Raw genomic sequence first — 13,087 nt, 5'->3', positions numbered from 1 at the left:
CATCCACCCATGGATTCCCTCACCCAGATCGTCCTGGGCGCCGCGATCGCGGGCGCCATCGCACCGGCCCGGCACCGCCGCGCCGCCCTGGCCGCCGGTGCGGCGCTGGGCACCCTGCCGGACCTCGACTCGCTGCCGATGTGGTTCATGGGCCTGGACCCGGTGACCAACATGACCTGGCACCGCGGGCCTTCGCATTCGCTGCTGATTTTGGTGCCGCTGGCAGCGCTGCTGTGGTGGCTTTTCAAACGCACGGGCGGGCGCGTGGCCGAGGCGCCGAAACGCTGGTTCTGGGCGATCACGCTGGCGCTGGTGACGCATCCGCTGCTCGACGCCTTCACCGTTTACGGGACGCAACTGTGGTGGCCGCTGCCGCCGTCGCCGGCGATGTGGTCGAGCCTTTTCATCATTGATCCGCTGTATACGCTGCCGCTGCTCGTCGGCTGCCTGGTGGCGCTGGTGCGTGGCTGGCGGCCGTCGGCGCAGAAAGCGCTGGTGGCAGGGCTGGCACTGAGCAGCGTCTATCTCGGCTGGTCGCTGACTGCCAAGTTCATGGTCGATCGCGTTGCGGAACGCACGCTGGCGGCGCAGGGTTTGCAGGACGCGCCGCGGTTTTCGGTGCCGATGCCTTTAAACACGCTGCTCTGGCGCGTGGTGGTGATGACGCCGGACGGTTTCCTGGAGGGCGAACGTTCGCTGATCGCCGACGAGGGGCCGATGGTGTTCCGTGCCTACGCCTCGAACACGCAGGCGCTGGACCAGGCGAAATCGCTGCCGGTGGTGGAGCGCCTGCTCTGGTTCAACCACGGCTTCATGAAGGCGGAAGTACGCGCGCAGAAACTCGTGCTGTCCGACCTGCGCATGGGCGCCGAGCCCGACTACAGCTTCCGCTTCGTGGTGGCCGAACGCGACGGCGACGGCTGGCGTGCCTACGGGCCCGAGCAGGCGCAGTGGCCCTGGGAGGCCGGGCGGCGCCTGGCGGCAATGTGGGACCGGATATGGACGCGTCCGCCGGAAGAATTGCAGGCCGTCGCGGCAGGCCTTGCCGTGTTGCCAGCTCAGGCCGCGGCGGCGAATTCCGGTGAGACACCGGCAACCAGCGCGTCGAAATAGTCGCGGGTCAGGCGCAGCTGGTCGGCGGCGGTGGTGGCGCGGTTGACCACGCCGCGGAAGGCGGCGTTTTCCGGGCGGTCCTTCGCGTACCAGCCCAGGTGCTTGCGCGCGATGCGCACGCCCGATTCCTCGCCGTAGAAGGCGTGCAGGTGTTCGAGGTGGCCGAGCAGGATGTCGCGCACTTCGGCGACGCCGGGTTCGGCCAGCAATTCGCCGGTGGCCAGGTAATGCGCCACCTCGCGGAAGATCCAGGGTCGGCCCTGTGCCGCGCGGCCGATCATCACCGCGTCGGCGCCGGTGTGGCGCAGCACGAAAGCGGCCTTGGCCGGCGAGTCGATGTCGCCGTTTGCCAGCACCGGGATGCGCAGGGCCGCCTTCACCGCGGCGATGGTGTCGTATTCGGCGACGCCGGTGTATTGCTGGTCGCGGGTGCGGCCGTGCACGGCCAGCGCGGCGATGCCGCTGTCTTCGGCGATGCGCGCGATGGCCAGCGCGTTTTTCTGGCCGGCGGCCCAGCCGGTGCGGATCTTCAGCGTCACCGGCACGTCCACCGCCGACACCACGGCCGACAGGATGCGGGCCACCAGCGCCTCGTCGCGCATCAGCGCCGAACCGGCCCAGGCGTTGCAGACCTTCTTGGCCGGGCAGCCCATGTTGATGTCGATGATCTGCGCACCGTTGTCGACGTTGTGCTTCGCCGCTTCGGCCATCACTTCGGGCACGGTGCCGGCGATCTGCACGCTGATCGGGTCGGGCTCGCCGGCGTGGTCCATCCGGTGCAGGGACTTGGCGGTGTTCCAGAAGCGCGGGTCCGAGGTCGTCATCTCCGACACGCACAACCCCGCGCCCAGCTGCTTGCAGAGCATCCGGAAGGGCTTGTCGGTGACGCCGGCCATGGGGGCCAGCACCACGCGGGGTTCGATGGCGTGGGGGCCGATGCGCATGGGGCGGCATTCTAGCCGCCCGGCGCGGGGCCTGCCCGTGTTCAGGCGGTTGTGTCGTCCAGGGCGGCGCCGGGTGCGTTTTCCATGACCGAGCGGATGCCGTTGTCGCGGCCGCCGGCGTCGGCGTACATCTGGCTGCTACCGATCACCTGGCCATTGCCGGCTTTCAGGGAGAAGTACTTGCTGCCGTCCTTCGCGTCCAGGCGCTCGAAATTGGCATCGCTGGTGGCGTTCTTGCGGACCGACTCAATGCCACCCAGGCAGGCATCCTTCCCCGAATAACCCTGGCTGGACAGGATTACCTGGCCGTTGCCGGCCTTGAGGTTGAACTGGAAATCGCCGTTGGCGCGCTGGGACACTTCGAATTTGCCGGCCATGCCTTGCTCCTGCTTCGGGTGGGTTTCCGGTCAGGGTAGGCAGGGCCGGGTTACCGAAAAGTTAATTTCGCTAACAATGACAGCCCTCGCGCACATCGGGGCTTTCCGCGACAAAGGCCCTGTCGATCAGCGGGCGCGAAGCCGGGGCATCGACAGCGCCGCGCCCGCCGCTTCGGTGGAAAGCGCGGCGTAGCGGCTGGCGAAGCCCACGGCCTCGGCGAAGCTGCCCGCGTCGTTCCCCGCGAGCGCAGCCGCGAGGGCGCCGCTGAAGGCATCCCCCGCGCCCGTCGTATCCACCACCTGCGCCGGATGGGCTGGCACGCGGTAAAAGGAGGCCTCGTCGCCATGCCGTCCGGGCGCCGCATGCGAAACGAATGCGCCCTGGCCGCCGAGCGTGATGACCCAGGTGGTGGCCTGCACCGACTGGCATAACGCATGCAGCGCGTCATCCTCGGAACTGGCCAGCGTGTCCGCATCCACTGACTGCCCGGCGTGGCGCGCCAGCAGCGCGGCGAATTCGGTTTCGTTCGGGGTGAGGATGTCGGCCAGCGCCAGCAATTCCGCCGTGGTGGGCGCATTGGCCGGCGCCGGGTTCAGCACCGTGGTGGCGCCGGTGTCGCGCGCCAGCGCCAGGGCTTCGTGCACGGCGTCGGGCGCGACCTCGAGCTGGGCCAGCACCACGCCGGCACCGGCGAACGCGGGCCGCGCCGCGCGCACGTAATCGGCCGACAGCGCGGCATTGGCGCCGGGGGCGACGGTGATGACATTGCGGCCCGCCGCATCCACGAAAATGCCGGCCGTGCCGGAGGGCAGGGCGGCGTGCACTTCGGCAAGCAGTTCGATGCCTTCCTCGGCGGCGAGCGCGCGGGCGGTGGCGGCCGCGGCGTCGTCGCCCAGTGCCGTCAGGAAACCCGTGCGGGCGCCGGCGCGTGAAGCCGCGACGGCCTGGTTGAAACCCTTGCCGCCCGGACCACTGGCGTAGGTACCCAGGCGCGTCGCGCCCGGGGCGGGCAATTCGTCGCTGGTCCAGGCGTGGTCCTGGTTGTACGAACCGACCACCAGTACCACGCCCGGCATGGCTCAGGCACCCAGCGAGGTCAGCACGCCGGCGATGGTGGCGGTCATGAAGGTGGCGAGCGTGCCGCCCAGCACGGCGCGCAGGCCGAACTTGGCCAGGTCCTGGCGACGCTCTGGGGCCAGGCCGCCGATGCCGCCGATCTGGATCGCGATCGAGCTGAAGTTGGCGAAGCCGCACAGCGCGTAGGTGGCGATCAGCCGGCCCTTCTCAGTCAGCTCCACGCCTTCGACGCGGCCATTCACGATCTCGGCCAGCTGCAGGTAGGCGACGAATTCATTGATCACGATCTTCTGGCCGATCAGCGAACCCACCGTGGTGGCGTCCTGCCAGGGCACGCCGATCACCCAGGCGATGGGCGCGAGCACGTAGCCGAAGATGGTGGCCAGGTCGGTCGGCTTGCCCAGCGCGGCGGCGATGCCGGTGACGTCGCCCAGCCAGGTCAGCGGCGCATTGATCAGCGCGATCAGCGCGATGAACGCCAGCAGCATCGCGCCGATGTTCAGCGCCAGGCGCAGGCCATCGGCGGCGCCGGCGGCGGCGGCGTCGATCACGTTCGAGGTGGTTTTCTCGACCTCCATCTTCACCGTGCCGCGGGTCAACGGGTTGCCGGTTTCCGGGATCAGCAGCTTGGCGATCACCAGCGTCGCCGGCGCGGCCATGATCGAAGCGGCCAGCAGGTGCTTGGCGTAATACGCGCCCTGCACCGGGTCGCCGGCGCCCAGCATGCCGACGTAGGCAGCCAGCACGCCGCCGGCGATGTGCGCCATGCCGCCGATCATCATCGTGATCAGCTCGGACTCGGTCATGCGCGAGATGTAGGGGCGCACCGTCAGCGGCGCCTCGGTCTGGCCGATGAAGACGCTGGCGCAGACGCTGGTGGTTTCCGCGCCCGAGACCTTCATCACCTTGGTGATGGCGGCGGCCATGATGCGCACGATGAACTGCATCACGCCCAGGTGGTACATCACGCCCATCAGCGCGGCGAAGAAGATGATCGTCGGCAGCACCTGGAAGGCGAAGATGAAGCCGTAGGTCTGGGTGTCCATCAGGCTGCCGAAGATGAAGGTCGAACCCGCCGAGACGAATTCGAGGATCTTCACGAAGCCGTGGCCCAGCCAGTCGAAAACCTCGCGGCCGCCCGGCACCAGCAGCACCAGCGCGGCGAAGGCGATCTGCAGGGCGATGCCGGTCAGCACCAGGCGCCAGTCCACGGCCCGCTTGTTGTTGGAAAAGAGCCAGGCGATGCCGATCAGGACCGACAGCCCGAACAGGCCAAAGAAAATGCTGGAAACCATGGGAGGCAAGACCGCGGAAGGATGCGGCAGGGTAGTTCACGCCCCCCGCCCGGGCAAGGCGGAATTACTCGCCGTCGCGGGCCATCACGCGGTTGCGGCCGGCGGCCTTGGCGGCGCGCAGGCGTTCGTCGGCCCGTTTCATCAGTCCCGACAGGTCGTTGGCGTCCTGCGGGCAGCAGGCCAGGCCGGCGCTGAGGGTCAGGCGGCGGGGCTCGACGCCGGGCTCGGGCAGGAAGGGCGCGGCCTCGAGTTTGCGCCGCAGGACCTCCATGCGTTCCCAGGCGGCGCCGATCGGCAGGGGCAGCAGCAGCACGAATTCTTCGCCGCCGACCCGGATCATCGGCTCTTCCCGGCCCAGTTCGCGCCGGATCACCGCCACCGCGTGGCGCAGGGCGCGGTCGCCGGCCAGGTGGCCCAGTTCGGCGTTGATGTGACGGAAGTTGTCCAGGTCCACCAGGGCCAGGCACAGCGTGCGGCCCTCGCGGCGCGCGGCTTCGACCTTGGTGGGCACCTGGGCGTTGAGGAAGCTGCGGTTGTGCAGGCCGGTCAGGCCATCCGTGGAGGACCACTGGGTCAGCCGCTGGGACCGGAACACGATGACCGCCGCGACCAGGGTCGCCACCGCCAGCAGCACCAGCCGCTGCAGCTGGGTGGCGGCGGAAACGCTGCCGTACTCGGCCGACACCAGCGGCTCGCTGGACAGGCTCACGACGGCCAGCCACAGCAGCGCCGACTGCAGCACCGCCAGCGAGCCCGCGACCACGGTGACGCGCAGGTCGTGGCGCATGGCCGTCGCGAAGATCGCCAGCAGGTAGCAGGACCAGACCACGGTGGAGTTGAGCGTGGCCACCGGCGAGCCCCACAGGCCCAGCAGCGCCAGCACGGCGCTGACCAGGCTGACGTCGAAGCAGGACGAGAACATCGGCAGCCAGGCCGGACGCCGGCTTCGAAGCGCCAGGCGCAGCCAGGCCATCGACAGCAGCAGCACGCCGAGCGCGCCGGCCAGGCCGGCCAGGGATTCATTCGGATTGCCGCCGCCGAGCCAGTTCAGGCCGGGCAACAGCATCAGCAGGCTGGCGACGAACACGCGCAGGCGCGCCACCAGCAGCTCGCCGCCGGCGCCGATTTCAAGCAGCAGGTCGTCCGGACGCTCGCGCAGGGCGCTGCCGAGGTCGTCCAGGGTTTCTCTCAAGGTACTCACGCCGGGGGTCGTGGCCTGTTCGGGTTTGCCGGCAGCATACCCGCCGGCCCGGCCGGCCGTCTGCCGCGGCGTGGCTCAGCCGGGCAGTCCGAAGAAGGCGACCCATAGCCCCAATCCGGCGAACAGGGCTGCCGCGGCATAACGCGCGGCCTTGAGCGGCAGCTTGGCCGCGAACCGCGAACCGAGCAGCACCACCGGCGCATTGGCCAGCACCATGCCGAGCGTCGTGCCGGCCACCACCTGCCACAGCGGCTCGTACTGCGCCGCCAGCACGACGGTGGCGACCTGGGTCTTGTCGCCCATCTCGACCAGGAAAAACGCCACCAGCGTCGCCAGGAAGGGGCCGAAGCGCGGCGCCTTCGCTTCGTCCTCGTCCAGTTTGTCCGGCACCAGCGCCCAGGCGGCCACGGCCAAGAAGGACAGCACCACGCCCCAGCGCAGCCACTGCGGATCGACCCAGCCCGACACCAGCGCGCCCAGCCAGCCGGCCAGCGCGTGGTTGAGGACGGTGGCGACCAGGATGCCGGCCACGATCGGCCAGGGCTTGCGGTAGCGGGCCGCCAGCACCAGCGCGAGCAGCTGGGTCTTGTCGCCGATTTCGGCGATGGCGACGGCAAGGGTGGAAACGAACAGGGCGTCCAATACGGCTCCGGGGCAGGTGACTCCCCGAAGCGGGGCTGGCCCGTCGATTATAGCGGCGGCGGCAGGGTGCAGAAGTCGAACGCACTGCGTCCGGGGTTCCGGAAGGGACCCCGGGCGCTGTAGTCAACGCGGTCGAAGCGGCCCCCGCCGAAGCGCTCGTCATGCAGGCGTCGCGCCTCGGCTTGGATTCGCGCGCGCTCGTCCGCCCCCAGGCCCATGTTGAAGTCGTCGGCCAGCCGGGTTGGGTCACCCGACAGATGCCCGGCAAGCTGCAGATACAAGTAGGCGCGACGCGGGTCGTCCGGCACCAGGCCGTTGGCGAACGTGCCGTCGTCGAGGTAGGCACGGCCGAGCGCAAGCGCGGCCCCGGAGTGGCCTGCTTCGAAGGCCGCGTGCAGGTGCCGGGCGGCGTCGCGGCGCCAGGCATCGAATCCTGGGCGCGCGAAGATGCCGCGTTCATTGCGGAACTCGTGGCCCAGCTCGAAGTAGAGCAGGGCGGACGGTGCGTGCCCGGCCGCTGCGGCGGGGCCCAGCAGCGTGAGCGGGTCGACTGGCGCCATCCGCGGCGCGCTGGCACACGCCTTCTTCTGCTCAAGCTGCAACAACGTCTCGGCGGCGAGCTGGTTGGCCAGGGCCAGCTGGCCTTCGGCTTCAAGGCGCCGCTCGCGTCGCCCCGCGCCAGGTTCGGGTTTCCAGCGCCGCAGGGATTCGCAGCGCAGGCGTTCCACCAGCAGCTGGCAGCTGGCTTCGGGATGGCCGTCCCGGGCGAGCCGGTCGAGCTCGGCCAGGCGCTGGGGCAGGGGCAGGGATTCGTCGGGCAGCGCTTCGTCGGGCACGGACGGCGACGTTACTTTCGTTTCGGCCTGCGAGGTCGCGGCCGGCGAAGCTGTGGATGCCTGGTCCGACGGCGTGGTCGCAACCGGATCGTCCTGCAGGCTTGCCCCGGACAGGCCGGCACGCAGCAGCCAGGCGCCGGCCAGCACCAGCAGCACCAGGCCCAGCCAGGGCAGGTGGCGGCGCTTCATGGCCCGGCCTCGCCGACGGGCACGCTGCAGGTCGCGCCGTGTGCCCGCATCACGGGAAAGGCCGTTTCCTGGCCGGCGTTGAGTGCCTCGAGGTCGAACCTGCGGCCGCCGAAATGGTCCTGGTGCCAGCGCGCCGCGCGTTCCCGCGCCTGGGCGCCGATGCCTTCGTCCACGCGCGACTGCAGGTTGATGCGCAGCATCTCCACCAGCGGCGAGTCCTCGTTGAGCAGCAGGAAAAGTTCGCTGTAGGCCTGGTCCTGCACCGGGTCGGCCGGAAGCAGGTTGGCCATGGGCCCGCCGAAGGCCGGCTCGTTCGCCACCATGCGGTAGATCACCGCCTCCGGATAACCGGCTTCCAGCAGCGCCTGCAGCATGCCGGGCGCCTCGCGCCGCCAGGTGTCGAAACCGGGCGAACGCAGGTAGTCGAAGCTTTCGCCATTGATGCCGAAACCTTCGCCCATGGCGTAACGCAGCATGGCTTCGGGCTCGCCGGCGCTCGCGGCCTGGCGCAGCCATTCCAGGTGGCGGTCGCCGTGCCGGGCCAGCAGGTCCTCGCAGCGTGGCGACGGGCGGTTCACGGCATTCGCGGGATCCAGTCCATGCAGGTAGTGCTGGACGCGGCAGTCCGAGAGCTCCGCCGCCAGCTGGCAGGCCGCGACGGCGTCGCCGCCGGTGGCGGCGTTGGTCAGCTCATCGAGGGTGCCCGGGGCGGAGAGTGTACGAACCGGTTTCGCAGGGTCGAAGGGCGGAACCGCGGGAATCCTTCCTTTGGCCGCCGAGGCTGCGTTGGTGCCAGCCGACGCCACTTCGGATCGGTCCGTTTCCGCCAATGGCGGCACCTCCGCGGTCCGCAGCCACTCGATGGCAACCACCAGCAAAACAATCACCGCGACCACCAGGAAGATTGAAACAAGCCTTGGATTCATTGCGGCAGCTCACAGGCAGGGGCTGAACGGTTGGGCTGGTAATGGGTCGGGTACTGGATCTGCTGCTCACGCGGACCGAACGACTCCCCTTTGAAGAGCTGGCCGTGCAGGCGTTCCGCCTCCTGTCGCGCACGCTGCAGCTGGTCCAGGTCCAGTTTGTCCAGCCAGGCGCGCTGTTCGCCCGTCCGAAAAAGACGGGTCGACAGGATGTGGTAGACCGCGGCCCGGTAGGGATCGTCCGGTACCAGCGAAGAGGGCGTGCCGACGTCTTCGTGGTAAGCCAGTGACAAACTGAAGGCTGCCGACGGCAGGCCGGCAAGCAAAGCCCGGTGCAGCATGGCAGGGGCCTCGTCGCGCCAGGCTTCGAAGGTGGGATCAACCGCCATGCCACGTCCCGAGGGATTGAACTGATAGCCCTGTGCGTAGGCCATCATGCCGACGGGATCACCGCGCAGGGCCGACTGGCGAAGGAATTGCCCGCCCAGTGCGGCCAGCTCCGGCGGAATTTCCTGGCAGACGCGGGCGGATTCGATCAGCAGGGCCTGCTGCCCGGCCACGCGGTTGGCGGCTTCGATGTCGCCCTCGGCCTCGTGGATTCGCTCGCGCTCGGCGAGCAGGCCCAGCAGGATGCGATTTCGTCCGGATTGCTGGTGCTGGTGCTGGCAGCGGAGCAGCTCATAGGCAACCTGGCAGTTGGCCCTGGCATTGCCGGCCTGCGCGAGGGCCATCAGCCTGGCGAGCTCGCTGGAAGCGGGGAGGCTGTGCGCGGCTGCAATTTGTTCACGGCTTGCCGCTGCATTCGGCGGCGGTGATCGCGCGCCGGGCGCGGCTGCAGGCTTGTCTTCGGCAGCTGGCAGGGGTCGATCGTCGTCCTGGCGCCACCAGGCAAGCAGGGCCAGGCCCGCGGCCAGCAGCAGCACGATCACGATGGGGGTGCTGGCGCGGCGTGCGCTCATTGCCGTGTTTCCTCGGCTTCGGTGCAGGCAGGCCTCCAGCCGCCGGCACCCACCCAGCGTCGGTTTTCAAGGTCCCTTATTGCACTGCCGAAGCCCAGGGTCGCATCGCCAACAGAGAATTGCCTGCCGCCGAAATGTTCCCGGTGCCAGCGCAGGGCCAGCGCCCGCGCCTGGCGATCGAGGGTTTCGTCGGGATGCAGGGGGCGGAAGTCATCCGGCAGCGCAAAATCCCGGAAGACCAGGGAGGCGAGCTGCAGATAGGCCCGGTCCAGCAGCGGATCCACGGGCGTGATCAGTGCAAGCGGGCCGCCGACATCCGAGTGAGCCTCGAGCAGCAGAAGCACCGCTTCGGGCCGACCTTGCTCGAACCCGGCATGGAGCATCGTGAGCGCCTCGCGTCGCCACTGGTCGAAATGTGGGTTGTGCAGCGTCTGGGCCTGGCTGAAACCGATGCCGACGAAGGCGTCACCCCGGATGTAGCGCACCAGGGCCTCGCGATCGCCGGCCAGCGCAGCCTGGCGGAGGTAGCCGCCGGCGCGTGCGAGCAGTTCGCCCGGGAGGTCGTGGCAATGCTGGCGCCGGGTCCGGACCACCAGCATGGCGCGGGCGAGCTGGTTGGCTCGTTGCAGGTCGCCTTCGCCCGCCGCGCTGAGTTCCATAACCCGCAATTCGGCTTCGGTCTCTTCCGAATAGAACTGCGGCGCGAGCGACCCGCAGCTGGCGAGCAGGCTGCCCAACCGGCACGCGGCGCGCACGCCGCCCGCTTCGGCAAGGGCCAGCATGTCGCGCGCTTCCACCGGCAGGATGGCCTGTGCGGCCGCGGGCAAGTCCGCGGGCGGCATCGGCGCGTCCGGCCGGATCGGCGCCTTCGCGGTCGCCGGCGCGGGCGAGGCCTCCGTTCCGGCCGGGGCTCTGCCCTGTTCATCGCTTGTGCGCAGCCAGAACGCTGCGGCTATCAGCACCAGGACGGTGAGCACGGCCAGCCAGGCCCAAGGGGAACGTCGCATTCAATCGCCAGCTTGCCGCGGGCGGCCATTGAACCGCGCCCCCGCGATTGGCGGCAAGTCCCGGTCCTCAATCGACGCGATGACTGCGCGTGGCGATGCGCGTGACCACACCTTCGGCGAACACGACGCTGGCGTCGTCGACTGGCGGTGCGGGTGGTGCGGGTGGTGCGGGTGGTGCGGGTGGCACCTGTGGCGCGGGAGGCACGGGAGGCGCCGGCGCTGCCGGTGCGGCCGGAGCGGTGGGCGCCGCGCGCTTCGCCGGCGGGACGGGAGGCGACGGCGGGGCTGGCGGCGCAGGCGGTGCAGGGGGCGCGAACCACTTCATCGTCGGGGCTTCGGGCACGGTCAGTTGCACGGTGCGCGACTTGCGGTCGCGCAGCAGTTGGACCTGGAGTTTTTCACCGGCATCCTGGCCGCGCAGGGCGCGCATGGCCTCGCGCGGCGTGGCTACCTCGGTGCCGTCGATGCGCTGGATGACGTCGCCCGGTTCCAGCGTCGTCAGGCCCTCGCCGCTGCTGATCACCAGCACGCCGCGGTCGGTGCCGAAGTAGCGGCCCAGCTTCGCGTCGACGCTTGCGAGGTTCAGTCCGTTCCAGCGGAAGGCCTCGGCGAGCACCGTTGGCTTGCAATCCTGGTCGCCCGGTGCGCAGGGTGCAGCGACCATGCGTGCGATTTCCATTTCGATGCCGGGGTGGATCAGGGGCTGAGCCTGCCGTTCGGCAAGGCGGTGCAATGCATACGCCTGGCCTTCGTCGTCGTCGAAGGTGAACTCGAAGTCTTCTCCGCCGCTCAACATCATGACGCGCGCCGCTTCGCCGGCGGTCACGGTCGTGGTTTCGGACTTGCCGTCGCGTTGATAGGCCAGGCGGACCTTCTGCCCCATCTTCAGCGCGCCCAGGAGTTTCCTGGCCTCGTCGACGCCTTGTTCGCCACGCGCATCGAGCGCATCGCCGTCGATGCCGAGCAACACGTCGCCGCTGCGCAGTCCGGCCCGGGCCGCTGGTCCGCCCGGCGTTACGGCGGCGATGCGCACGCCGGGCGACCCGGCCTCCGGACGCATCACGATGCCCAGGCGGGCGCGATTTCCATCCATGCGCAGTCGCTTGATCTCGATGATCCGGTTCGCGTTCACTTCCCGGCTCAATTCGGCGACCCGCTTGGCCGCTTTGTCGAGATCATCGCGCGCGCGCTCAAGCTCCGCGCTTCGCGCCTGGGCGGCAGCCTTTGCCGCCGCGTTTACTTCAGCCGCTGGTCGTGGGGCGGCGGCATGGGCGCTGGTGGCCAGGGAGGCAGCCACAAGCAGCGACAAGACTCGGATATTCATGGCGGAGTTCCTCGGGGGAAGATGTCAGAAAGTGGCGACCAGGGCGCCGTCGTGTTGGCCACCCTGCACGGCGACCCACTGGGCGGTGCCCTGGAGGCTGGCGTAGTCGCGCAGGGTGGCGACGCGCTCCTGCCAGAGCGCGGCGCGTTCGCCCTGGGAGAGGTCGGGAGAGGCCAGCGCCTCGTCGACGCGGGCGATGCGTTCTTCCAGTGCCATGCCCAGCAGCAGGGTGTTGGCCGAACCCGGTTCGTCGCGCGACACGGTGGCGAGCAGGGCTTCGAGCTGGGCGGATTCGGCCATCAGCGCATCGAGGCTGGTGGCCCCGGGCGTCGTGCCTGCCATCGCCGGGGAATCGGCGGCCGGCGACGCCGCCTGGTCGCGTGGCAGCGGCAATACCACGGCCAGTGCGAGCACCGCGGCGGCTGCGGCAGCCAGGGCGAAAGGCCAGCGCGGGCCACGCGGCCGCTTGCGCGGGGCATCGAAACGTTCGGCGAGCAGCGGCCAGGCGCTGCGGTCCGGCGCCTCGAGCGGCATCCGCGCGATGGCCTCGGACAGCAGCAGTCCGTCCGGTGGGGAGCGCAGGTCGTCAGGCATGGGAGTCCACCTCCTGGGTGATCTTCAACATCTCGCGCAGGCGGCGGGTGCCGCGCGCGAGCTGGGATTTGGAAAAACTGGCGGTCTTGCCCATCAGGGCGGCGATCTCGTCGTGGGTGTAGCCCTCGGCGTGGTAGAGCCAGATCACGCTGCGGGTGGTATCGGGCAGCTTCTGCAGCGCCTCGCCCAGCAGTGCGGCGTCAGCGGCGGCGGGCGGCAGCAGCACGTCCTGTCCTTCCAGCTCGACCTCGTCGCTGTCCTCGGTGAACGGCTGGCGGTTGCGCCGGCGCAGCCGCATCAGCGACTCGTTCACCGCGATCTGCCGCAGCCAGCCCCAGAAGGGGCAGTCGCCGCGGAATTCGCCGATGCGGTCGAACAGCTTGAACATCGTGTCCTGCAGCACGTCCTGGGCTTCCTCGCGTTGGCCGGTGAGGCGCAGCGCCAGGGTGAACACGGGCCGCTCGAAGCGCCGGTAGATCTGCTCGAAGGCGCTGGCCTCCCCGCGCTGGGCGCGCTGGACCAGGGTGTCCGGCAGGTCGATGGCGAAGGAGGAGGCTGGGCTCACATCGGTCTTGGATGCGCCGGGAGCCGAAAGCGTCGCACAT

14 protein-coding genes are annotated in these 13,087 nt (G+C 69.7%); 1 reads left to right on the top strand and 13 read right to left on the bottom strand.

The genetic code is table 11. From position 1 onward, the window contains the following. The first annotated feature begins 9 nt into the window (after positions 1 to 9). The gene (locus ACE3TE_RS00170; RefSeq protein WP_374601084.1) at positions 10 to 1,113 is read left to right on the top strand and encodes a metal-dependent hydrolase; all 1,104 of its coding nucleotides are present in this window, start codon (positions 10 to 12) and stop codon (positions 1,111 to 1,113) included. Here the strand turns inward: ACE3TE_RS00170 and dusB are convergent. The 13 genes from dusB to ACE3TE_RS00105 all read right to left on the bottom strand — a co-directional run bounded on the left by dusB (position 1,059) and on the right by ACE3TE_RS00105 (position 13,047). Next, positions 1,059 to 2,057 (bottom strand): tRNA dihydrouridine synthase DusB, encoded by a 999-nt coding sequence (gene dusB / locus ACE3TE_RS00165; protein WP_374601082.1) that lies wholly within the window; start codon positions 2,055 to 2,057, stop codon positions 1,059 to 1,061. The genes ACE3TE_RS00170 and dusB overlap by 55 nt on opposite strands. Before the next feature lie 41 nt (positions 2,058 to 2,098). After that, complete coding sequence (locus ACE3TE_RS00160) at positions 2,099 to 2,434, bottom strand: YegP family protein (RefSeq protein WP_374601080.1); 336 nt, start codon at positions 2,432 to 2,434, stop codon at positions 2,099 to 2,101. Between the two features lie 126 nt (positions 2,435 to 2,560). Next, a complete protein-coding gene (locus ACE3TE_RS00155) occupies positions 2,561 to 3,511 on the bottom strand; it encodes a ribokinase (RefSeq protein ID WP_374601079.1) in 951 nt (316 codons plus the stop codon). Positions 3,512 to 3,514: 3 nt separating this feature from the next. Continuing rightward, positions 3,515 to 4,807: a NupC/NupG family nucleoside CNT transporter gene (locus tag ACE3TE_RS00150; RefSeq protein WP_374601077.1), complete on the bottom strand. Its 1,293-nt coding sequence runs from the start codon at positions 4,805 to 4,807 to the stop codon at positions 3,515 to 3,517. 64 nt (positions 4,808 to 4,871) lie between these two features. Next, complete coding sequence (locus ACE3TE_RS00145; protein WP_374601076.1) at positions 4,872 to 6,008, bottom strand: GGDEF domain-containing protein; 1,137 nt, start codon at positions 6,006 to 6,008, stop codon at positions 4,872 to 4,874. A 75-nt stretch (positions 6,009 to 6,083) separates the two neighbouring features. Next, positions 6,084 to 6,650 (bottom strand): TMEM165/GDT1 family protein, encoded by a 567-nt coding sequence (locus ACE3TE_RS00140; RefSeq protein ID WP_374601074.1) that lies wholly within the window; start codon positions 6,648 to 6,650, stop codon positions 6,084 to 6,086. A 47-nt stretch (positions 6,651 to 6,697) separates the two neighbouring features. Then, positions 6,698 to 7,675 (bottom strand): hypothetical protein, encoded by a 978-nt coding sequence (locus tag ACE3TE_RS00135; RefSeq protein ID WP_374601072.1) that lies wholly within the window; start codon positions 7,673 to 7,675, stop codon positions 6,698 to 6,700. Continuing rightward, positions 7,672 to 8,601: a hypothetical protein gene (locus ACE3TE_RS00130; RefSeq protein WP_374601070.1), complete on the bottom strand. Its 930-nt coding sequence runs from the start codon at positions 8,599 to 8,601 to the stop codon at positions 7,672 to 7,674. The genes ACE3TE_RS00135 and ACE3TE_RS00130 overlap by 4 nt, the downstream gene beginning before the upstream one ends. Beyond that, on the bottom strand, positions 8,598 to 9,557 hold the full coding sequence (locus ACE3TE_RS00125; protein WP_374601068.1) for a hypothetical protein: 960 nt from the start codon (positions 9,555 to 9,557) through the stop codon (positions 8,598 to 8,600). Before ACE3TE_RS00125 ends, ACE3TE_RS00130 begins: the two co-directional genes overlap by 4 nt. After that, entirely contained in the window at positions 9,554 to 10,564 is a 1,011-nt protein-coding gene (locus ACE3TE_RS00120) for a hypothetical protein (RefSeq protein WP_374601066.1), read from the bottom strand. The genes ACE3TE_RS00125 and ACE3TE_RS00120 overlap by 4 nt, the downstream gene beginning before the upstream one ends. Before the next feature lie 67 nt (positions 10,565 to 10,631). After that, positions 10,632 to 11,888: a PDZ domain-containing protein gene (locus ACE3TE_RS00115; RefSeq protein WP_374601064.1), complete on the bottom strand. Its 1,257-nt coding sequence runs from the start codon at positions 11,886 to 11,888 to the stop codon at positions 10,632 to 10,634. A 24-nt stretch (positions 11,889 to 11,912) separates the two neighbouring features. Beyond that, entirely contained in the window at positions 11,913 to 12,482 is a 570-nt protein-coding gene (locus tag ACE3TE_RS00110) for a hypothetical protein (RefSeq protein ID WP_374601063.1), read from the bottom strand. After that, on the bottom strand, positions 12,475 to 13,047 hold the full coding sequence (locus ACE3TE_RS00105) for an RNA polymerase sigma factor (RefSeq protein WP_374601061.1): 573 nt from the start codon (positions 13,045 to 13,047) through the stop codon (positions 12,475 to 12,477). The genes ACE3TE_RS00110 and ACE3TE_RS00105 overlap by 8 nt, the downstream gene beginning before the upstream one ends. Between the last annotated feature and the right edge of the window lie 40 nt (positions 13,048 to 13,087).

Source organism: Arenimonas sp. (assembly GCF_041919775.1).
In the GTDB taxonomy this organism is placed as follows: domain Bacteria; phylum Pseudomonadota; class Gammaproteobacteria; order Xanthomonadales; family Xanthomonadaceae; genus Arenimonas.
The sequence above is the reverse complement of the archived record's forward strand: the minus strand, read 5'-3'. Positions and strand labels throughout refer to the sequence as shown.